Genomic DNA, 21,841 nt, shown 5'->3' with positions numbered 1-21,841 from the left:
AATAGAAGTTATATTGGTAGGGAACGGGAAACCAATAAATGAAAAGGGAAACACCTGTTCCTACAAGTCATTTCTAATGTCGTTTTAGTTGCTCCATGTTTTTTGGGCTGGTTATGAGTAGTTTTGTGGTTTAAGATCTAATTTAGTAAAGAAATCACAGATAGAAAGTCTTATGGGTTATTAGTAAGCAGGCTGGATTCTCTCATCAGTTATATAATGTTAGCTTTACAGCTTTTATTTACTTACAAATAGCTTTAATTATTCGTTCCTCATTTATAACAATATCTCTAAATAATACGTGTGGAAATTTTGTGTATTTAGATGTTTTAAAAGCCTCTAAAATATTCGACAGAGTTGAGGCGGTTATAAGTGATAAATTCATTTCTGTATCCATTTCGCAATCGGTAACAAAATCATCACTAAATTCTGGTGCAATAAGTAATATTTTAACGATTCGTAAATCATTTTTTAGGGCTAAATTTTGATAGGATTTCAATTGTCTTGAAACTGCACTAAATTTGTTATACCCTCTTTCTTTACTTGTTTTACACTCTACAATTATTACTTCACTATTATCTAAATTTAAAAGAATATCAATCATATCCTTTTTAGTGTTCAATTTATTTTTAAACTCATCATCAATGTTGAATCCTAAACCTGTAAATATAACTTTTGTTAATTCCTCAAATTTACTTCCGAGCTCACTTTCTTTAATGGTAATTCCATTTTCTTTTAGTGCGTTGAGATTCCTGTAAGCAACGTTTTCAAAGTTTTCTAAGTATAAATTTTCTACGTCTTTATAATGTTCTAGAATGTTTAAAATATTATCCCCACGTTGCTTAATCCCATTGTCTTTTATGAATTTTGTTAAATCTGACTTAGTAATTAAATCCAAAATATCTCTGGGTTTTATATTGTAATCAAGAAGAAAATCAGCTTTTAAAACAAATTCATCTTGCAACTCAAATTGAGCTTTAATGTTTTTATTTAGTTTAGGAAGAGATTCATTTAATTCAGTAAGTAATTTGTCGAATCCATCAATTGAAATCCCAACTTTTTCATCACGCTCAACATTCTCAAAGTGTTCAATTAAACTATTAATCTTATCTTCTAAAATGCTACCTTTTAAATTTGAGATATTTAGACCTTTTTCACATAGTTCATTTAAGGTCTTTTTCTTTTCTGTTAGTGTACTTCCTGGTTTGTAAATATCTTCTAAAAGTAAACTTGTAAATGAAATGCCTTCTTTTATTATTTCCTCAATTTTCTGAGAATGAGATAATTTTCTGTCGATATTATGCTCTCTACAGATTTGATTAATAATAGGTTCTCTTAAGATTTTTAAAGTCCTACGATAGAATTTTTCAGCAACTTCTTTCTGTCTTACTTTACGCAACATTCTAACCATTTCGTCAGCTACATAAATTGTGTTTTCTTTATTTGAGAAGAAAATTATACCAATATTTTTAAGACCTTTAATAACTTCTTGAATATCAAGTTTTTTAATTGGTAAAATTGAGTAATTGATCAGTTTAACTTCTTCTTGTGAAAGACCTAATTGTTTTGAGAGGGTTAGGATTATTGACAATTCATCAGAAGTGATTTTTGTATCTCTATTATTTACAATATCATTATGATAAGCCGTACTTAAACAAGCTTTGTAAATTTTGTAATCTCTTTTTCGGTTTGCGCTTAATTCCGATTTATCATTATCAAAATCAGCATTAAGCATTTTAGTTTTATTTTTTAAGCTTTTAATTTCAGCTTCATACAATCTCGAAAACCAATCTTGTTTCATTATACAATTTCCATCTCGAATTATGATGTCAATTAATATGTCTAATTGCGATGCTATTTCCTGAAATTCACATTTAATGTGTTCTTGGAATTCGCTAGCAGTTAAATTAAATATTTTAGAAATATTTTGATTGTCAACAGATTTTAGCCCCTTATCTGATGAGCTCAAAATTTTGTCAATTTGTTTAGTGTTCTTGGGGTTTTTAGATATTATGTTGTCAATAATTTTAATAAATGAGTTCTTTTCAATTGAGCCGAGTTTATCTAAAATTTTCTCTAATTTCATGTTTTTTAAGGTTTGGTACTGATGTTTATTGAGCTTTTGTCTATCAGATATATACAAACCCTAAATGTAGCAAATAAAAACAAAATAGAAAATTTTAATGGATTTTTACAAGGAGTTGAATAGAATCTAAAATTTATCGTTTTGCTAAATCTATTTTTTAATAAATAAATGGGGGGTGTTAATTTAAAAAAAGGAGGAGATAAAAAATCCTGAAACCACAACCTGAAATACCGACACGGCTTATTCTACTAAAGTTGCTTTTCAAAACAGGGCACTTTACGCAGTAAAACCACTAGTTTACGTATTTTAAGGAGAGAAAAAGCATTAAAAATCATAGCTTTGTTATCAATGTATACAACCCATATAAAAAGAAATATTATGAAAAAACTAGGAATGTTATTCACTTTAAGCCTGCTCGCTTTACAGAGTTATGGGCAACAAAAAAACTTTATCGATCAAGCCTATTTAGAAACAACAGCCGTTGTAGATACATTGGTGGTGCCCGACCAAATTTATTTAGACCTATTAATTAGCGAAAAAGATACCAAAGGAAGAACCTCGGTTGAAGAATTAGAAAACCAGATGTATACCAAACTCGAGGCGCTAGGGATAGACACCAAGACACAGTTAGCGCTTTCAGACGTGGCGAGTAACTTCAAAAACTATTTTTTAAGAGGTAAAGAAGTCTTAAAGAATAAAGCCTACACCTTAGAGGTTTATGATGCTGAAATGGCAGGAAAAGTTATTGTTGCTTTAGAGGCCATCGAGATTGCTAACGTTTCCATACGTAAAATGGAATATTCTAAAATAGAAGCGCTTAAAATCAATTTAAAACAGAAAGCTATTCTTAAGGCTAAAACACAAGCGGAGGCTTTATTAAAGCCCTTAAATCAGAACTTAGGGAAGGCGCTTTATATTTCGGACGTTAATTTTAGTTCCATGAATTATCTACAAGGAAAGACCTCAGGGATTCAGATTCGAGGATATGCCTCATTAGATGCTACCTCAAATTATCAGCCTATAGATATTGAATTTGAAAAGATAAAAATAGAAAGTACGGTAACCGTAAAGTTTGCTATTGAATAAAGGCTAATCAAGGTGTTCCTAAAGCATAAAAACCAAGCTCTGTTTTCATTTATAATAACAGCTGAAACAAGTTTCAAAAACGAAAGGATATGGTATTAGAATCTAAAGCCCTTTTACAAATTCAAAAGCCCATTGCAACGGTTTTTGAAGGTATTGTCAATCCAGAGATCATGACCCAGTATTTTATTTCTGAAAGTAGTGGGCGACTTGAAACCGGAAAAACGTTAATTTGGAAGTTTCCAGAATTTCCAGACCAGTTTCCTATAACCAACGTCCGCGTAGAGAAGGAGCATCTTATCACCTTTGTTTGGGATCCTGAAACGGTAGTAAACATTACATTAGAAGCCTTACCTAATCAAAGTACCCTTGTAAAAGTCAGTGAAAAAGGAAAAGCATTAAATGACGCCAATATAGAGTGGGCGCTACAAAATACAGGAGGCTGGGCTAATTTTTTAGCCTGCATGAAAGCCTATCTAGAATACGGGGTTCACCTTAGGAAAGGTGCTTTTGATTTTATGCGCACTAAGGTGTAAAAATCGGGTCTTGGTTTAAAGCTTACACGCTAGAGCATAAAAAAAATAAAGACGAAAACTTAAGGGTTCTCGTCTTCAGGTTTTATAAGTGTTGAGCTTTCTGGGGCTAAAAATGCTTTATGCCGTTCTAACAGTTGCTGTTTAATTTTTTCCAAGTCCATCATGTTTGTTCCCATAGCTTGTTCAAAAAAATCATCTAAAAACAAAGGCGATTGTAATAAAGAATCTTCAGGAAATCCTTGATGCAATAACGACCTATGGCCTCCAGAAAATTGAGAAAAGAAACGGGAACGCATAGCGCTCAATAGACTGTCTTGCTCAACTTGCGGTAAATCTTGTGCCCCATTGTGGGACGACCAAGAATAAACACTATCAAAACGTATAAGATTACCCTGTTCATCGTAGGTTTTGTTAACGCGCCAAGAACCTTCAGGAGGACTTACTTGTGATTTTGGGCTGGCTTGTTGTGCTAAACTTTTATCCGTTTCAGTTTGTCCGTTGCAGCTTAAAAACAGCAAGCAAAGCCCTGTAAATAAAAGTTGTTTTTTCATAATATTGAAATTTAAGTTAAACGTAAGGTGTTAGGCGAATTGTAAGTTTTAAATAAACCGCCAGCGTCCCTATGGTGGATCAATGCATTTTGATGAAAAGTCTCTACATAACGTTTTCCATTGCTATACCACACACATTCTAAAAACGTATCTTGATCTTTTACACCAAGAAGTGGCGCTTTATGAACCGTATATTTTAAAACTTGCATTTTAGGAGCGGTAAGTTTTCCTTTAATCCTTACCCAGTCTCCGGGTTTAAATTTTTTAGGCATAACTTTAAATTTTAAAATTGAATACATAACCAATAGGAGGCCCTATTAAAGCCTCCTTCTTAAATAACAAATCCTTTTATAAGCCTTAAGATATCTCTATGTTTCTTACGGGCTTTTGTTTAGCTTCTTCTTTTTTAGGAAGCAAAATACTTAAAATACCATCTTCGTAACGGGCGTTAATCGCATCTTCGTCAACACTTTCAGGTAAATTAAAACTACGTTTAAAGGATGCATATCCAAATTCACGACGTGTGTAATTGGCGTCTTTATGCTCATTTTCCTCTTTAGTTTCCGTAGAGATAGACAACAGGTCGTTATCTAAATCGATATGAAAATCCGATTTTTTTAATCCCGGCACCGCCATATCTACAATAAAAGCATCTGCCGTTTCTTTTATGTTCACCTGTGGTAAGGTCATTCCTGTATTAAAATTAGACGTTAATACAGAAGGGAAATCTCTGTTGAAAATATCATCTAACCAATGTGATAACGTGGAGAAGTTAGAATTTGAATTGCTGTTTGATAAAGTTCCGTTTTTAGGAACACTAATTAAATTGCTCATAATTACAAAAATTTAAATTAAACATTATTTCAAAATATGAAATCTATAGTGCTAGACTTCGTAAACTAAGTAGACAAAAAAAATGCCAAACCTCTAAAAGGGCTATTTGAAGTCGTTTTAGCTGTTTTTTATGATATTTTGTCTTGAAAATGAGTGTTTCCGTATTATATTGTAGTAAAAATGTCAAATTGACATTTTTAAGAGTCGCAAAAAACAGATCTTTTAAAGACGAAGCGGTTGAAAAAATGGCAGCCTTCAAAGGCTTGTCACCTTGAGTTTTAGGTCTTGTTTTAGGGCGATTTAAACAGAAGCCGTTAACCTTTTAAAAAATAATAAGATGAACAATACAACTCTCAATAGGCCTTTATGGTTTGCAATAGTTGCAATCGTACTTTTAATATGGAATGCGCTAGGTATATTCTCATTTTTTGCCCATACCTTTATTTCTGACGAAGCTTTAGCAGCATTGCCCGCCGAAGAAAGTGCTTTATACGGGGCTTACCCTTTTTGGACCACTGTAATTTTTGCTATTGCTGTTGTTACAGGGTTTATAGGTGCGCTCGGTTTAGTTTTAAAGAAGGCTTGGTCTAAAAAAGCATTTATCATATCATTATTAGCCATTATTCCGCAAATGATTCATAATGTCTTTTTTACGGATGCTATTGCGGTTTACGGCACGGCAGAAGCAGTCACTATGCCAATTCTTGTGGTGCTTCTTGCAGTATTTGCGTTATGGTTTTCTTCATATGGGATTAAAAAAGGCTGGCTTGCATAGTGGATGCCTAACATATATAATAGATATTTGTAGTGATAGAATGAGAACGGCAAGGCGTCAGATTTAAATAAGACAGAATTCGTTTTATAACTGCGTAACCCTGCATTAGTTAATTAAAGACCATGACATACGAAGACGATTTTAATGAATTTTGGAAAACGGTAGAGCAGAGTATTGAAGCCCAAGCTTTTGCTAAGCTAACAATGGCAAAAACTATAGGGAAACCTGAACTGAAAAATATTTTTCTGAGACCATTATACGGAAAGGCGGATTTTAAAGTACTGCTGAAATATAGTTTTAGACCTCGAGAAACTGAAGATATTGAGGAGGAAATGACTTTAGAGGCCGCTTTACCAATTATTAAAGCACATTTAAAAAGTGCATTCTTATCAGTGTTGTTATTTACAACGGAAAAGGATGTTACGTTTAAAATCAGCAAAAAAGGAGTAGGGAGCATTACAGAAGGCTATCCGACCTTTAAAAATATAATTCCAGCAGAATAATCCACAAGTGAAGAGGAGGGGATCCATTTTGTGATCTCTAGCCATCCCAAAACCATAAAAATTTATACAATGCAAAAGCACAAACCTAGTCGACCTAAAGTAGTATTCTTTGATGTAAACGAAACATTACTAGATCTTGCTCCGATGAAAACAGAAATCGCGACCGTATTAGGAGAGGAGAAAGAAGTTTTAGCCTTGTGGTTTACAACCATGTTGCAGTATGCCTTAGTGACTTCTGCTAGCGGACAGTATAAATCCTTTGGAGAAATTGGTGCGGCCGCATTACAAATGGTTGTGGCCAATCAGAATAGTTTTATTTCTGAAGCTGATGCGCTAAAAATTGTTAGCGAATCCATGCAAAACTTACCACCGCATCCCGAGGTCAAAGCGGCTTTAGCTTTGTTGAAAGAGGAAGATTATACCTTAGTGGCTTTAACAAATTCTTCTGTAGAAAGTTTAAAAAATAAGTTTGAAAATGTAGGCTTAACCTCGTATTTCGATACCTTACTCAGCGTTGAAAGCGTCGGAAAATTTAAACCTTTTTCTGAGACCTATCATTGGGCTGCCCAGGAAATGAAGGTTAAGAACGAAGACTGTATGTTAGTTGCAGCTCATGGTTGGGATGTGGCAGGAGCACTTTGGGCAGGTTGGCGTGCCGCTTTTGTGAGTCGTCCGGGGCAGCAAAAGTTTCCTTTAGCACCAGATACTGAAATTACAGGTTCTGACTTATCTAAAATTGCACAGGCTTTAATTCAATATTAATTCGCGCTAATTACACCTAAACGTATCAACTAAAAAAGCTTCTAGAACTCAATATATGTCAACGCTTCACATTAAAAATATGGTTTGTAACCGCTGTATTGTTGCCGTGAAAAGCGCTTTAGAAGCTTACGACCTAGACATTACGTCTATAAACTTAGGGGAAGTAGTGTTGTCTAAAGTGTTGCCCAACCCTCAAAAAGTTCAACTGGCTAAGGACTTAGAAGAACTCGGTTTTGAGTTAATCGCAACGAAAGAGCTTCAGGTGGTAGAAAAGATAAAGAATGCCATTGTACACCTCGTTCATTATCAAAATAACCAACTTAACGTTAAGCTGTCTGAATATTTACAGAATCAGTTGCATCAAGATTACAGCGCACTTTCCAATTTGTTTTCTCAAGTAGAAGGGATCACCATTGAAAAATACCTTATCGCTCAAAAAATTGAAAAGGTCAAAGAACTCTTAATTTACGATGAGTTAAGTTTAAGCGAAATTGCTTTTCAACTGCGTTATTCTAGCGTGGCTTATTTAAGCAGTCAGTTTAAAAAAGTCACCGGACTCACCCCGAGTCAGTTTAAGAAAAATGGGATTTACGAACGTAAGCCCTTAGATAAACTTTAAATCTCATAAATCTTTTCCATAATACTATAAGGTCTCGGTTATAGAGATTTCCGAATTTTGTGTTTTAATCCTAAATACAAATAAGAGATGTCTAACCCTCAACTTATAAAAGCTCGCTTTCCTGTTTTAGGGATGACTTGTGCTTCTTGTGCGGTAAGTGCAGAAACAAGTGCTGCCGCTGTAGATGGCGTGGTAGAGGCTTCGGTTAATTATGCGTCGGAATCGCTTGCGGTAAGCTATAATGCTGAAGTAACCAATGCAAAAGCCATACAAAAAGCCGTACAATCTATAGGCTACGATTTACTCATAGAAGAGGAGCATCAAGACCAAGATGTAGAGGAAATCAATAAGAAAAACTACCAAAACTTAAAGCAAAAAACCATTTGGGCGGTTGTATTGGCATTCCCTGTCGCAGTGATTGGAATGTTTTTTATGAATATGCCTTACGCTAATGTAGTCATGTTTATACTAACCACGCCTGTGGTATTGTGGTTTGGACGTGGGTTTTACAAGAGAGCATGGAAACAAGCCAAACATGGCACGGCTAATATGGATACGCTTGTGGCCTTAAGTACCGGAATTGCTTATAGTTTCAGTGTTTTTAATATGGTCTATCCTCAATTTTGGAAAACTCGTGGCTTAGAAGCACATGTGTATTTTGAAGCGGCCGCCGTTATTATCGCTTTTATATTAATAGGGAAACTAATGGAGGAGAAGGCTAAAGGAAATGCCTCTTCGGCTATTAAAAAGTTAATGGGATTACAGCCTAAAATGGTCACATTAATAACTGCGGAAGGCGAAGAACGAAAAACGGCTATAGAACAACTTCAGGTCAACGATCTTATTTTAGTAAAACCTGGCGAAAAAATTGCCGTAGACGGTGTATTGGTTTCAGGGACGTCTTATGTGGATGAAAGTATGTTAAGCGGTGAGCCTATTCCGGTTTTAAAGGAAAAAGAGCAGATGGTTTATGCGGGTACCATAAACCAAAAGGGGAGTTTTAAGTTTAAAGCCAGCAAAGTAGGGAAACATACCTTATTATCTCAAATTATTGCGACCGTACAAGAAGCGCAAGGGAGTAAAGCGCCGGTGCAAAAATTAGTCGATAAAATTGCGGCCATTTTTGTGCCTACAGTAATCGCTATTGCGATACTCACCTTTATAGTATGGTTGGTTTTTGGAGGTGATAATGGCGGAGTTCAAGGGCTTTTGGCTGCAATAACAGTATTGGTTATCGCTTGTCCTTGTGCGCTTGGCTTAGCGACGCCAACAGCAATTTTAGTTGGTATGGGCAAAGGCGCCGAACAGGGAATTCTTATTAAAGATGCCGAAAGTTTAGAGTTGGCCAAAAAAGTCAACGCTATGGTTTTAGATAAAACGGGAACCATAACAGAAGGACAACCGAAAGTCACGGAAGTATTAGGTTTAGAAGATCATGAGGCTTTTATTGGAATTTTACTTGGTTTAGAACAGCAATCAGAGCACCCACTAGCAGACGCTGTGGGGCATCATTTTAAGGAGCACAAAGCAAATGAAATTGTAGATTTTGAAAGTCTAACCGGTAAAGGTGTTACGGGTAAGTTTGAAGAAACCACGTATTATGTGGGGAATGCGGCACTTCTAAAAACTCACAATATTGCTATAGCACCACGTTTATTGGACAAGGCTGAGGCTTGGAGCGCAGACGCTAAAACGGTGATTTGGTTTGCGAATGAAGAGAAAGCTTTAATGGTTCTAGCGATTTCAGATGCCATTAAGCCCAGTTCTAAAGCGGCAATTGCAGCGCTTAAGCAGATGAATATTGAAGTGTATATGTTAACTGGAGATAATCCGTCTACAGCTAAAGCCATTGCTAAACAATCAGGGATAACACATTTTAAAGCCGAAATGTTGCCGCAGGATAAGGCCGACTTTATAAAAACGCTTCAAGCAGAAAATAAAGTGGTGGCTATGGTTGGAGATGGTATTAATGATAGTACCGCATTGGCAACGGCTAATGTGAGTATTGCGATGGGAAAAGGTAGTGATATCGCAATGGATGTGGCGAAGATGACACTTATTTCGTCCGATTTGCTTAAAATCCCTCAAGCAATCACTTTGTCTAAATATACCGTGGCTACGATTCGGCAGAACTTATTTTGGGCTTTTATTTATAACCTTGTAGGGATTCCTATTGCTGCCGGAATTTTGTATCCGATTAATGGATTTTTACTCAATCCTATGCTTGCCGGAGCTGCAATGGCTTTAAGTAGTGTGAGTGTGGTGAGTAACAGTTTGCGATTAAAAGGGCGCTCTTTGGGGAATAGTTTGTCAGAAAAACTAAAACAGCCTGAGGCACTTAACGAAGCGGCGACTATGCCACCAACACCTTCAGAAAAACAAACAAAAACAACAAATAAAATGAAAACTCAAGTTTTAAAATTTAAGACCAATATTAATTGTGGACATTGTATTTCAACAGTAACCCCATCTTTAGATAAGCTTGTTAAGGAACAATGGGAGGTAGATACAGACCACCCTGATAAAATCTTAACAATAACCTCAGACTCGGCTAATGCTGATGAAATTAAGTCCGCTATAAAAGAGGCAGGGTATCAGATTGAAACGGTATAGGGCGTTCGTTTTGTTGGATTACGTCAATTTAAAGCTAAACTAAACTGGTTTTAATTAAAAAATAGTAGTGGAGATGGCTTACAATACAATAAAGAAGCTAACTTTGCCCGAACCTTTAAAAACAGGAATTGCTTTTATGTATAAGACATAAAGAACAGATTTTTTTAGGTTGAAGTGAAATACAGTACAATGGATAAAAACGAATTTTTAGAAGCATATATTTTTAATGGCTTAGAGCCAATTGAGGTCGCCAAAGCCACAGAAGGCATAACTTATTTCTCAGAATCAGATTTTGGGATAATTTTAGAGCGTGCGGAGCATTATGGTTTAAGTGTTTATACCATTGAAGCGCGTTTAGAGGCTGAGGTTTTTGATACCTTAAGTCATGACAAAGCAAAAAAGAAAGCAACAGATCCTAAATGGTACACCCAAGCGTTGGTTCATTTTAAAAAGCGCCAATCGGGCTTGGTTTACGGGGCAACCTATAAAGTGTCTCAAAAACTATTAGATCGTAATAACGGCGATGCAGAAGCGCTATAATTAGAACCACTAATTGTAAATTTAAAAGAAATTCTGAGCGTTGAGCTTGGGATTTTTTTTTGTGTTTTAATGGCAGGGAGAAGATGAAGCGTTTTTGATAGGAATGAAGGCTTTACATCGTGTTTTATTTCCGCTGCCAAGCCGGTGAAAAAATAGGGTTTTAGCGGGGTTGAGGATTTCAAAAAATATAATTCAAACTATTCTCTGAATTAACTACATTTGCATTCGCAAAAATCTGTGTCGGCTATTCTTTTAAAATCGAAAGAAAACGCAGGTACAGAAGTGATAATTTTATTAATAAAGTTCCCGCAGCAATGGGAATGAAAATATATTTTCGATGAAAGCAGGAATCGTAGGATTACCAAACGTAGGAAAATCAACCTTATTTAACTGTTTATCTAATGCTAAAGCGCAGAGTGCCAACTTTCCGTTTTGTACGATTGAACCTAATATTGGAGTGGTGAATGTACCAGACCCAAGGTTAGAGAAATTAGAAGAATTAGTAAAACCAGAGCGTGTTTTACCAGCAACTGTAGAGATTGTAGATATCGCAGGTCTGGTAAAAGGGGCGTCTAAAGGTGAAGGTTTAGGAAATCAGTTCTTAGCGAACATCCGAGAAACTGATGCTATTTTACATGTATTACGTTGTTTTAATGATGATAATATTGTGCATGTTGATGGTTCTGTAGATCCTATTAGAGATAAGGAAACCATTGATATGGAATTACAGTTGAAAGATTTAGATACTGTAGAAAAGAAATTAGATAAAGTAAAGCGTGCTGCCAAAACTGGGAATAAAGAAGCCCAAAAAGAGGAAGCTATACTGCTTAAGATTAAAGAAAATTTAGAAGCAGGTGTTTCTGTGAGAGCTTTAGAATTTACAGAAGAAGATTACGAAGAATTTGTAAAACCATCACAGTTTATTACCGATAAGCCTGTAATGTATGTTTGTAATGTTGATGAAAGTGCTGCAAATACAGGTAACGCTTATGTAGAGCAAGTGCGTGAGGCGGTTAAGGACGAAAATGCAGAGGTTTTAGTCTTGGCTGTTGGTACAGAAGCTGATATTAATGAATTAGATGACTACGAAGAGCGTCAAATGTTTTTGGCAGATATTGGTCTTGATGAGCCAGGTTCGGCAAAATTAATTCGTTCAGCCTACAAGTTACTTAATCAGCAAACCTATTTTACGGCTGGTGTTAAAGAAGTACGCGCATGGACGGTAAATGTTGGTGCTACAGGCCCACAAGCTGCTGGCGTTATTCATACGGATTTTGAAAAAGGATTTATTAGAGCTGAGGTTATCGCTTACGAAGATTACGTAACTTATGGTAGTGAAGCCAAAGTAAAGGAAGCTGGCAAAATGCGTGTAGAAGGAAAAAATTATATTGTTAAGGATGGTGATGTGATGCATTTCTTATTTAATGTATAATCGTCGTAAATCATAGTAATTTTTACGATATTAATAAAAAGCCAGTGTTCTCAACAACATTGGCTTTTTTGTTAATTATTTTAGCATTTGATTATTTCATTTTTTAAGGTATAATCTTATATTAGCCTTTCATCTTAATACTTACCTCACTTTATGTCAGAACAGACGAATTATACTGAAGATAACATACGCTCACTCGATTGGAAAGAACACATCCGAATGCGACCTGGTATGTATATCGGAAAGTTGGGTGATGGCTCATCTCCCGATGACGGAATTTATATTCTTCTTAAAGAAGTTTTAGACAACTCTATTGACGAGTATGTTATGGGCGCTGGTAAAACCATTGAAATCTCTATTCATGGCGAGCGCGTTATTGTACGCGATTACGGTCGTGGGATTCCTTTAGGGAAAGTGGTAGACGTGGTGTCTAAGATGAATACAGGTGGAAAATACGATTCTAAAGCCTTTAAAAAATCGGTTGGACTAAATGGTGTAGGTACAAAAGCCGTTAATGCCCTGTCCTCTTACTTTAGAGTAGAGTCTACCCGAGATAGTAAATCGGCTTCTGCCGAATTTGAGCAAGGGAATCTTATCAATCAAGAATTGTTAGAAGACACCTCGCGCAGAAAAGGAACTAAAGTCTCTTTTATTCCTGATGATCTTATTTTCAAAAATTACAAATACCGTAATGAGTATGTGGTTAAGATGCTTAAAAACTATGTGTACCTCAATCCAGGGTTAACCATAGTCTTTAACGGTGAAAAATTCTACAGTGAAAACGGATTAAAAGATTTACTTGCTGAAAATATTAAAGCAGACGATATGCTGTATCCTATCATTCACCTAAAAGGGGATGATATTGAAATAGCCATGACGCATAGTAAAACCCAATACAGCGAGGAGTACCATTCTTTTGTTAATGGGCAGAATACCACACAAGGAGGAACGCATTTAGCAGCCTTTAGAGAAGCCATCGTTAAAACCGTACGTGAGTTTTACGGTAAAAACTACGAGGCTTCAGATATTAGAAAATCGGTGGTGACCGCTATTGCCATTAAGGTTATGGAACCGGTCTTTGAGAGTCAGACCAAAACAAAATTAGGATCTACAGATATGGGGGGCGAATTGCCAACCGTACGTACCTATATTAATGATTTTGTTAAACGCTATTTTGATAATTACCTACATAAGAATCCTGATACAGCCGAAAAACTGCAACGTAAAATTCTTCAAGCAGAACGCGAGCGTAAAGAATTATCAGGCATTAGAAAATTAGCCAAAGACAGAGCGAAGAAAGCCAGTCTTCATAATAAAAAATTACGCGATTGCCGTGTACACTTTGGGGATACTAAAAACGATCGTAATCTAGAAACCACTCTGTTTATTACCGAGGGAGATTCAGCATCAGGTAGTATTACCAAATCACGTGATGTAAATACCCAAGCGGTATTCAGTCTAAAGGGGAAACCGTTAAACTGCTATGGTTTAAGTAAAAAGATCGTTTACGAGAACGAAGAGTTCAACCTGCTTCAAGCCGCCCTAAACATAGAAGAGTCCTTAGAAGATTTAAGATATAACAATGTGGTGATTGCTACCGATGCCGATGTCGATGGGATGCACATTCGTTTACTGCTGATCACATTTTTTCTTCAGTTTTTTCCGGAGGTCATCAAAGAAGGGCATTTGTATATTTTACAAACCCCGCTTTTTAGAGTTCGAAATAAAAAAGAAACCATTTACTGTTATTCCGAAGACGAAAGACGTGACGCTATTGAGAAATTAAAACCTAAGCCAGAAATTACCCGATTTAAGGGGTTAGGGGAGATCTCTCCAGATGAATTTGTACACTTTATTGGTGAAGATATTCGTCTAGACCCTGTGATGTTAGATAAAGAAATGCCTATTGAAGATTTATTGGCGTTCTACATGGGGAAAAATACACCAACCCGTCAAGAATTTATTATAGATAATCTGAAAGTTGAATTGGATGTTGTTGAAGATACGTTATGAGAACAGATAATAGGGAAATAAAAAATACCATAATTTCTATCTACTTTATTATTGTTGTTTTGGCCGTGCTTTTGGCCACTGTATTTAGGTCGTTTCGTCTGGTAGAAGGCAGTTCGCTTTATGTCTTGTTAGGCTTATTGCTTGCTGTAGTTATCGTTCATTTTGTCGCCCGCTTTTTTGAATATGATAGCGATGGTGCCAATGTGATTATTACCAATAGCGGCTTAATTTTAACCGATTATTTTAATTATAGAGAAAATAAAGTTGAGGTTGCTAGAAACCAACTGACCGGCTATAGGATTGTAAACTATTATTTTTATAAGAGCTTAATTGTCTATGTAACAAGTAGTAGTGGTAAGGTTTCAAAAGAACGCTTTAATATCACGCTTCTTAAACGTAAGAAGGTACGCTATGTAAGGCAATCTCTAAAAAAGATTATTAAGGAAAATAAAATGCATAAATTAGACTAGTGAGATGGTAGAAGAACATGACGAATTTATAAATGAGGATAACGGTAGTCAAGAAACCATTACCAAGGTTACCGGAATGTATAAAGAGTGGTTTTTAGACTATGCTTCCTACGTAATTTTAGAACGAGCGGTCCCGGCAATTGAAGATGGGTTTAAACCTGTGCAACGCCGTATTATGCATTCTATGAAAGACTTAGATGATGGGCGTTACAATAAAGTCGCTAATATCGTTGGTCATACCATGCAATATCACCCCCATGGTGATGCCAGTATTGCAGATGCCATGGTGCAAATCGGTCAAAAAGATTTATTAATTGACACTCAAGGAAACTGGGGAAATATCCTGACCGGAGATCGTGCTGCAGCGTCTCGTTATATTGAAGCCCGCCTTTCTAAGTTTGCTTTAGATGTGGTGTACAATCCAAAAATCACAGAATGGCAAGCCTCTTATGATGGTCGTCGTAAAGAGCCTATCAATTTGCCAGTTATGTTCCCATTATTGTTAGCGCAAGGTGGAGAAGGGATTGCTGTAGGTTTGTCTACCAAAATTTTGCCGCATAACTTTATAGAGCTTATAGACGCTTCTGTAAAGCATTTAAAAGGAAAACGTTTTACAATTCTTCCAGATTTTCCAACGGCCGGAATTGCAGATTTCTCAAATTATAATGATGGAATGCGTGGCGGTAAGGTGAGAGTCCGTGCTTTAATCTCGCAACGTGATAAAAATACCTTAGTAATTACCGAAATTCCTTACGGAACCACCACATCATCGTTGATAGACTCTATTCTTAAAGCTAATGATAAAGGGAAAATAAAAATTAAGAAAATTGAAGATAATACCGCTGCAAAGGTTGAGATTTTAATTCACCTTCCTGCTGGTTTGTCTCCAGACAAAACTATCGATGCGCTTTATGCCTTTACAAGTTGCGAAACGTCTATTTCGCCTTTAGGTTGTGTAATTGAAGACAACAAGCCTTACTTTGTTGGGGTGACAGAAATGCTACGTAGATCTACGGATAATACGGTTCAGCTTTTAAAAAGTGAGTTAGAAATAAAGCTTGGTGAGTTTCAAGAGCAATGGCATTTTGCGTCTTTAGAACGTATTTTTATCGATAAGCGTATTTACCGTGATATTGAAGAGGAAGAAACTTGGAATGGCGTTATTGAAGCTATTGATAGAGGATTACAACCTCATATAAAGCACCTAAAGCGTGCTATTACGGTTGAAGATATTACCCGTTTAACAGAAATACGAATTAAGCGTATTTCTAAGTTCGATATTGATAAAGCCCAACAAAAAATTGATGCTTTAGAAGCGCAAATCGCTGAAGTAAAACATCATTTAGCCCATTTAACCGATTATGCTATAGCCTATTTTGAACGTTTAAAAAAGGAATACGGCGAAGGCAAAGAGCGTAAAACAGAAATCAGAATTTTTGATGATGTTGATGCGACTAAAGTGGTTATCAGAAACACAAAACTCTATGTCAATAGAGCAGAAGGCTTTGTAGGAACCGCACTAAAACGCGACGAGTATGTTTGCGATTGTAGTGATATTGATGATATCATTGTCTTCACCCAACAGGGTACGATGATGGTCACCAAGGTGGATTCAAAGACCTTTATTGGTAAAAATATCATTCATGTCGCGGTCTTTAAGAAAAAAGACAAGCGCACCATTTATAATATGATTTATCGTGATGGAAAAACAGGCCCATCGTATGTAAAACGTTTTGCTGTTACTAGTATGACGAGAGATCGTGAGTACGATTTAACGAACGGCTCTAAAGGATCGGCCTTATGGTATTTCTCAGCCAATCCTAATGGTGAAGCCGAAGTGGTGACTATTATGTTGCGCCAGGTGGGAAGTATTAAAAAGTTGAAGTGGGATTTAGATTTTGCAGATGTGCTTATAAAAGGGCGTGCGTCTAAAGGAAACACGGTTACTAAATACGCTATTAAGCGCGTAGAACTTAAAGAGAAAGGCGTTTCTACACTAAAACCACGTAAAATTTGGTTTGATGATACGGTAAGACGTCTTAATGTTGATGGACGTGGCGATTTAATTGGAGAATTTAGAGGTGAAGATCGTTTGTTAATTATCAATCAGTCGGGGGTAGTAAAAACGATTGTTCCAGAATTAACGGCGCATTTTGATAATGATATGATTGTGATGGAGAAGTGGATCCCTGAAAAACCAATTTCTGCCATTTATTTTGAAGGCGAAAAAGAGCGCTATTACGTTAAGCGTTTTGTGGTGGAGCACGAAGGCCGAGAAGAGTCTTTTATTTCAGACCATCCCAACTCTCAATTAGAGATTATTTCTACAGATTGGCGTCCGGTGGTAGATGTAGAATTCACCAAAGAACGCGGAAAAGAGCGTAAGCCTAATATGGAAGTTGATCTTGAAGAATTTATTGCGGTAAAAGGGATTACAGCCTTAGGAAATCAGCTAAGTAGAGATAAAATAAATCAAATTAGTTTGTTAGACCCTTTACCTCATGAGGCCTCAGAAGCGGAAGCTGAAACGGAAGCCCACGAGGGGGACGGTGAAGTGTCTAAAGCTTCTCAAGAGGAAGGAGCTGATGCACATTCGGATGAGGATGATAAAGACCAGCCGACCTTATTTTAATACTGAAAAGAGATAAGCATCGTGTTTTGATTTTGCCTTAGGAAATGTTATTTTTAAAACAATCCTAGTCCTAAAAGCGAAATTCAAAACACGTTTTTTTTTATGTTGATTTATGGTTTGACCAAAGACGTTAAACCCAATCAGAATCTTCTAAAGTAAAGATGGCGCTAATTTCAACATCAAAGATCTGCGCCCATCTTAAAGCTAAAACTGTTGACGGTTAGGTATGCTTCTCGCTTTTGCTTAATCATTTTATAGACATGGTTTTCTCTAAATCTACTCTAGAGAAAACTTAATAGCGCACTTTTAAAAGCTGGTGATGTCTTCTTTCGGCTACTTGAAACGTATAGATTTGGTCCTATTAGTTTTAAACGTTTAGAGGGTCTTGTTAAAGCGAAATTTAGATTTAATTATCTTTATTGCAACTTAATTGCAATAAAAATAAAAAGCCTAACTTTGTTTGGTATGAAAAAGAACAGTTAAACTAGGCGTAATTTTATAAAAAGCACATCGTTGGAGATTTCGGCTATGGCTTTTCCAAGCGCATTAAGGGCTTTTAAATCATTAAAAGATATGGAGGAAAATCAACAATTCGACGTCGTAATCATTGGAGGTAGTTATGCAGGCTTATCGGCCGCAATGACCTTAGGGCGGTCATTAAGGACGGTGCTTATTATTGATAGTGGGAATCCATGTAATAAACAAACTCCACATTCACATAACTTTCTAACGCAAGATGGGGCAACCCCAAAAGAGATTGCAGAAATAGCAAAGGCACAGGTTTTAAACTACCCAAGTGTTAACTTTCTGAACGATTTGGTGGTTTCAGTTCGTAAAATGGATTCTGGTTTTGAGGTTTCAACACATGCTTTAAAGTCTATAAAGGCGAAAAAGTTACTCTTTGCGACAGGGATTAAAGATATAATGCCCAATTTAAAAGGATTTTCAGAATGTTGGGGGATTAGTGTTTTACATTGTCCGTATTGCCATGGTTATGAAGTTGCTCATAAAAATTTAGGAATAATTGCTAAAGGCGAGACTGCTTTTGATCTGTGTATGCTTATTCAGCATTGGGCTGGCGATTTAACCTTATTTACTAATGGCCCTTCAGAATTGACTCCAGAACAATTGAATAGCATTGAAAAACTCCATATCAAGGTTGTAGAAGAAAAAATAGCAGCACTTCATCACACTCACGGGAAAATACACAGCATAACTTTTAAGGATGACTCTAAGAAAGGTATTGAGGCTGTGTTTTCAAGAGTTCCTTTTGAGCAACATTGTAAACTGCCCATAGAATTAGGTTGTGACATAACCGATACGGGCCATATCCAAGTCGATTTTTTTCAAAAAACAAATATAAATGGCCTGTTTTGCGCTGGTGATAATACAACACCATTCAGAACGGTGGCTTCAGCGACATCTGCTGGCACCAAAGCGGGAGCTTTTATTAATATGGAGTTATTGCAAGAAGCCCTTCCGAAGTAAACAGATATCTTTATATACTACAGTATTTAACTGTTTTATAGCGGTTAAATAGAAAATTTATTCGGAATTCCCTCACATTCGACCGCTTTTTTGCTAAATTAGGAGCTTAACGTCTTAATTAACGGCACCGCAATACTTGTAGTCCATTAAAAAAATGAAATGTCAATAACAAAACCATCAGAATTAAGCGGAATGAAAAAGATTAGCGAAGTTGTAGGAACCACGCTAAAACTAATGCGAGATCATGCAGCAGTAGGAATGTCCACAAAAGAACTAGACAACTATGGTGCTGAGATTCTAAAACGTTATGGCGCTAAATCGGCACCCTATGAAACTTACGACTTCCCTGGTTTTACGTGTATTAGTGTTAATGAGGAAATTGCTCACGGTATTCCAAGCAATAACAAAATTCTTAAAGAAGGGGATCTAATTAATATTGATGTATCGGCTGAATTAAATGGGTTTTGGTCTGATAACGGTGGTTCTTTCGTTCTTGGAAAAGACATTAATAATCATCAACCGCTTGTAGAGGCTTCTAAACATATCTTGAAAAGGGCTATTGAACGTATTAAAGGCGGGGTTAAAATAGCTGATATTGGACAGCTCATAGAAACAGAAGCTAGAAAATCAGGTTTTAAAGTCATTAAAAACTTAGCTGGTCATGGTGTGGGAAGAAGTTTGCATGAAGCACCTGAAAATATCTTAAACTATAGCGTTAGGACCAACCGAGAACGCTTTAAAAAAAATACAACCGTAGCGATAGAAACTTTTATCACAACAAAATCTACGGTGGCTGTGGAACGCAGTGATGGTTGGACTCTAGTGGGTAATAGAGGTGGTTTTTGTACGCAACACGAACACACAATTTTAATTACAGACAAAGCAGCAATAATTTTAACCGATGCTAATGGTATTTGGGACTAAAACAGGTGAGGGTAAGGTGGGTACTAAATAGTTGTTGTTTTATGACTATGAAAATTCTACCGAAATTTGTTTTCATATCATTCATTTTTTAAATGGAGTGACAAGTATACTATTCATTATAGGTTAAAGGTAGGTGGTTGATAAAGGAAAATGGTAAAATACAGTTCATCATCAAAATACTCAAATTATACAGCGGCAATAGCGGCTCTAATGGTTTTAGGGATAGGAATTACAATCGCTAATTCATTAAAAATGCTATGGGCAAAAGTTTATAGTATTGTTGTCGCAATCGCATTAATGGCTTTAATGCTAGTTTATCAAAGAAGAAAGACTTTTGAGATTAAGTTTCTTGAAACCGAAATTTTAATTGAATATCCATATTTAAAGACAAGCCTCCAAATTCCTTATGCAGATTTACTAGAAATTCACTTTGTATCCGTCTATAGAGAGCCGGATAGAAATAGAATAAAATTCAGAATGGGAAACAAAATAAAATCTTTAAGGTTTTTAACCGTTGCGCACTCTGATTCTTATATTGAATTTATTAAGTGGCTAAAATCTAAAAATGGCAACGTAGAATTAAAGGTGATTCCTTCTGATCATATCATGAACCATAAAATTCAAGACGTTTTTGGATTTAAATACCGAAAAATGGTGAAGAAAACGCTTTAAAAATGTCTAATCCTGTGCTTTAAGAAAGGGAATATTCCTTGGGAATTTCTTCATTTACAATTCTTTTCCCTAAATTACTCCCTTAAGCAACACAACGTATCATAAACCAAGCGTTGTAGATCATTAAAACCCATCTATGAAAAAGACAATTTTACTCGTCACTTGCCTATTATCAATCTTCAGCGTTTACTCACAAGTCAATATTGGACGAAAAAGAGGTCTGGGAAATTTATATGTTGTAGAGCATAAGGATAAGTTGTACGATATTATAGGGAAAACTACAACTTACTTTGTGGTGCCAGAAACTCTAGATTTTGACGAGACCAAAAAGACCATCGAAGAGATTTGGACCTTCAACACCATTAAATTTATCTCTGAAAAAGATTATGAAAACGGAGATTTCATTGCTACAGACAATTCTATCATCAAATTTCAGGACAAGAATTATATCAAAACAAAAGAAACCATGGGTTTAAACGATAAACGAATGGTTGGTGTTGTTGATCTGTATAAATTTCAAATGTTTTATTTCAAAGAAGTCACCAAAAAAACTAATGGGAAAATTAAAAAAGATATAGGGCAGATTGCAGAAATCATATTTACGCCAAACAACTATTATAGGTTTTTAGCCAACAAGGTAGAGGATACCGGCGACTTTAAAGTAGGGTATGTAAGGAAGTCAACCCCATTTGGAACTTCGCTAGAAGACGTTAAGATGGAAACTACAGATGATGGTAATAGCTATAGGTTGCTTAGAGCTCCAGAATCGTACAATTTTAATCTCGGTTATATTAAAAATTATTTTCAAATTTTGAATAACAAATTAAAAGCGCGTCAAAGTTTAAAAATAAGAGATGATATTAAAGATAAAGACAAGTTAAAAGTGCTTAAATCGAAAACACTTTATGCGCCACATTGGTTGTTAAAAAAATATAGCACCATAAAATTAAAAGTAACTGGAATTTTAAAACCTGAAGAATTATTTGAGGATTACAAGCACAAATTTCAAATTCTTTCTAATGAGGAATTAAATTCAAAAATTTTAAACAAAGAAGATTTTTACTATTTGATGCACACCACTTATAATGGAGAGAAAGTGGTTTCTATTATTAATAGTCTGTCAGGAGAAATAATATACTCCACAGTGGATAATTCTAGTGATCTTATTGAAGCATCAGATTTAAAAACGATAAGTAAATTAATTAAATAATACTGATTTGTAATATCTTGTAAAAATAATTGCAAATTAAAGCATGTTGCGGGTTTGTAGCGTTTGGTTTTTCTCGGAAAATCCTACTGTGCAAACCCGTA

20 protein-coding genes are annotated in these 21,841 nt (G+C 35.8%); 16 read left to right on the top strand and 4 right to left on the bottom strand.

From position 1 onward, the window contains the following. Positions 1-238: 238 nt before the first annotated feature. The gene (locus tag DFQ08_RS12610; protein ID WP_114310514.1) at positions 239-2,083 is read right to left on the bottom strand and encodes a hypothetical protein; all 1,845 of its coding nucleotides are present in this window, start codon (positions 2,081-2,083) and stop codon (positions 239-241) included. A 378-nt stretch (positions 2,084-2,461) separates the two neighbouring features. Here DFQ08_RS12610 and DFQ08_RS12605 point away from each other — a divergent pair, with 378 nt between their 5' ends. Then, positions 2,462-3,169, top strand: coding sequence for an SIMPL domain-containing protein (locus DFQ08_RS12605; RefSeq protein WP_114310513.1), 708 nt, complete (start codon positions 2,462-2,464; stop codon positions 3,167-3,169). Positions 3,170-3,258: 89 nt separating this feature from the next. Further along, the gene (locus DFQ08_RS12600; RefSeq protein WP_114310376.1) at positions 3,259-3,702 is read left to right on the top strand and encodes an SRPBCC domain-containing protein; all 444 of its coding nucleotides are present in this window, start codon (positions 3,259-3,261) and stop codon (positions 3,700-3,702) included. Positions 3,703-3,761: 59 nt separating this feature from the next. On the opposite strand, the gene DFQ08_RS12595 is transcribed toward DFQ08_RS12600, so the two are convergent. The 3 genes from DFQ08_RS12595 to DFQ08_RS12585 form a co-directional block, all read right to left on the bottom strand. Next, positions 3,762-4,253 carry a hypothetical protein gene (locus DFQ08_RS12595; RefSeq protein ID WP_114310375.1) on the bottom strand — a complete coding sequence of 164 codons (492 nt, stop codon included), beginning with the start codon at positions 4,251-4,253 and terminating at the stop codon, positions 3,762-3,764. Between the two features lie 11 nt (positions 4,254-4,264). Next, on the bottom strand, positions 4,265-4,525 hold the full coding sequence (locus DFQ08_RS12590) for a hypothetical protein (protein ID WP_114310512.1): 261 nt from the start codon (positions 4,523-4,525) through the stop codon (positions 4,265-4,267). 85 nt (positions 4,526-4,610) lie between these two features. Continuing rightward, positions 4,611-5,087 (bottom strand): Hsp20/alpha crystallin family protein, encoded by a 477-nt coding sequence (locus tag DFQ08_RS12585; RefSeq protein WP_114310374.1) that lies wholly within the window; start codon positions 5,085-5,087, stop codon positions 4,611-4,613. Positions 5,088-5,424: 337 nt separating this feature from the next. Between DFQ08_RS12585 and DFQ08_RS12580 the strand changes: the two genes are divergently transcribed. The 14 genes from DFQ08_RS12580 (at position 5,425) to DFQ08_RS12515 (ending at position 21,740) form a co-directional block, all read left to right on the top strand. After that, a complete protein-coding gene (locus tag DFQ08_RS12580; protein ID WP_114310373.1) occupies positions 5,425-5,862 on the top strand; it encodes a hypothetical protein in 438 nt (145 codons plus the stop codon). A 122-nt stretch (positions 5,863-5,984) separates the two neighbouring features. After that, positions 5,985-6,365 carry a hypothetical protein gene (locus tag DFQ08_RS12575; protein WP_114310372.1) on the top strand — a complete coding sequence of 127 codons (381 nt, stop codon included), beginning with the start codon at positions 5,985-5,987 and terminating at the stop codon, positions 6,363-6,365. Positions 6,366-6,434: 69 nt separating this feature from the next. After that, positions 6,435-7,127 (top strand): haloacid dehalogenase type II, encoded by a 693-nt coding sequence (locus DFQ08_RS12570; protein WP_114310371.1) that lies wholly within the window; start codon positions 6,435-6,437, stop codon positions 7,125-7,127. Positions 7,128-7,182: 55 nt separating this feature from the next. Then, a complete protein-coding gene (locus tag DFQ08_RS12565; protein WP_114310370.1) occupies positions 7,183-7,746 on the top strand; it encodes a helix-turn-helix domain-containing protein in 564 nt (187 codons plus the stop codon). Between the two features lie 87 nt (positions 7,747-7,833). After that, entirely contained in the window at positions 7,834-10,359 is a 2,526-nt protein-coding gene (locus DFQ08_RS12560) for a heavy metal translocating P-type ATPase (RefSeq protein WP_114310369.1), read from the top strand. A gap of 189 nt (positions 10,360-10,548) precedes the next feature. Continuing rightward, on the top strand, positions 10,549-10,899 hold the full coding sequence (locus tag DFQ08_RS12555) for a hypothetical protein (protein ID WP_114310368.1): 351 nt from the start codon (positions 10,549-10,551) through the stop codon (positions 10,897-10,899). A gap of 337 nt (positions 10,900-11,236) precedes the next feature. Further along, entirely contained in the window at positions 11,237-12,331 is a 1,095-nt protein-coding gene (gene ychF, locus DFQ08_RS12550) for a redox-regulated ATPase YchF (protein ID WP_114310367.1), read from the top strand. Positions 12,332-12,484: 153 nt separating this feature from the next. Next, entirely contained in the window at positions 12,485-14,344 is a 1,860-nt protein-coding gene (locus tag DFQ08_RS12545) for a DNA topoisomerase IV subunit B (RefSeq protein WP_114310366.1), read from the top strand. After that, positions 14,341-14,814 (top strand): hypothetical protein, encoded by a 474-nt coding sequence (locus tag DFQ08_RS12540; protein ID WP_114310365.1) that lies wholly within the window; start codon positions 14,341-14,343, stop codon positions 14,812-14,814. Before DFQ08_RS12545 ends, DFQ08_RS12540 begins: the two co-directional genes overlap by 4 nt. Before the next feature lie 4 nt (positions 14,815-14,818). Further along, positions 14,819-17,446, top strand: a complete 2,628-nt coding sequence (locus tag DFQ08_RS12535; protein ID WP_114310364.1) for a DNA gyrase/topoisomerase IV subunit A — start codon at positions 14,819-14,821, stop codon at positions 17,444-17,446. A gap of 573 nt (positions 17,447-18,019) precedes the next feature. Beyond that, complete coding sequence (locus tag DFQ08_RS12530; RefSeq protein ID WP_114310511.1) at positions 18,020-18,934, top strand: NAD(P)/FAD-dependent oxidoreductase; 915 nt, start codon at positions 18,020-18,022, stop codon at positions 18,932-18,934. Positions 18,935-19,093: 159 nt separating this feature from the next. Continuing rightward, positions 19,094-19,858, top strand: a complete 765-nt coding sequence (gene map / locus DFQ08_RS12525) for a type I methionyl aminopeptidase (protein WP_114310363.1) — start codon at positions 19,094-19,096, stop codon at positions 19,856-19,858. Positions 19,859-20,008: 150 nt separating this feature from the next. Next, complete coding sequence (locus tag DFQ08_RS12520; protein WP_114310362.1) at positions 20,009-20,530, top strand: hypothetical protein; 522 nt, start codon at positions 20,009-20,011, stop codon at positions 20,528-20,530. A gap of 136 nt (positions 20,531-20,666) precedes the next feature. After that, a complete protein-coding gene (locus DFQ08_RS12515) occupies positions 20,667-21,740 on the top strand; it encodes a hypothetical protein (protein WP_147269475.1) in 1,074 nt (357 codons plus the stop codon). Positions 21,741-21,841 lie beyond the last annotated feature (101 nt).

It is taken from the genome of Winogradskyella arenosi, assembly GCF_003337305.1.
In the GTDB taxonomy this organism is placed as follows: domain Bacteria; phylum Bacteroidota; class Bacteroidia; order Flavobacteriales; family Flavobacteriaceae; genus Winogradskyella; species Winogradskyella arenosi.
The sequence above is the reverse complement of the archived record's forward strand: the minus strand, read 5'-3'. Positions and strand labels throughout refer to the sequence as shown.